A 513-nucleotide genomic window follows, 5' to 3' on the forward strand; every position below is an offset into this window, starting at 1 on the left:
GCCCCAACGGCGCCGGCAAGACCACGTTCTTCAACGTCATCACGGGCCTGTACCAACCCGATACCGGCAGCTTCGAACTGGATGGCAAGCCTTATTCGCCGAGCGCCCCGCACGAAGTGGCCAAGGCTGGCATCGCGCGTACCTTCCAGAACATCCGCCTCTTCGGTGAAATGACCGTGCTGGAAAACGTGATGGTCGGCTGCCACGTGCGCACCAAGCAAAATGTCTTCGGTGCCGTGTTCCGCCACAAGGCGGCACGCGACGAAGAGGCGGCGATCCGCGCCAAGTCGCAGCAGCTGCTGGACTTCGTGGGCATCGGCCAGTTCGCCAAGCGCACGGCGCGCCACTTGTCGTATGGCGACCAGCGCCGCCTGGAAATCGCCCGCGCCCTGGCGACCGATCCGCAACTGCTGGCGCTGGATGAACCGGCGGCCGGCATGAACGCTACCGAGAAACTGGGCCTGCGCGAGCTGCTGGTGAAGATCCAGGCTGAAGGCAAGACCATCCTGCTGA

The 513-nt window shown here is 64.3% G+C and carries 1 protein-coding gene; it reads left to right on the plus strand.

Annotation, left to right across the window (positions count from 1 at the left end; all coding sequences use genetic code 11):
• Positions 1-513, plus strand: a 513-nt coding sequence (locus tag FYB76_RS27175) for an ABC transporter ATP-binding protein (RefSeq protein ID WP_154135604.1), incomplete at both ends; no start/stop codon positions are given.

Source organism: Herbaspirillum sp. CAH-3, assembly GCF_009668275.1.
GTDB classification, from domain to species: domain Bacteria; phylum Pseudomonadota; class Gammaproteobacteria; order Burkholderiales; family Burkholderiaceae_D; genus Herbaspirillum; species Herbaspirillum aquaticum.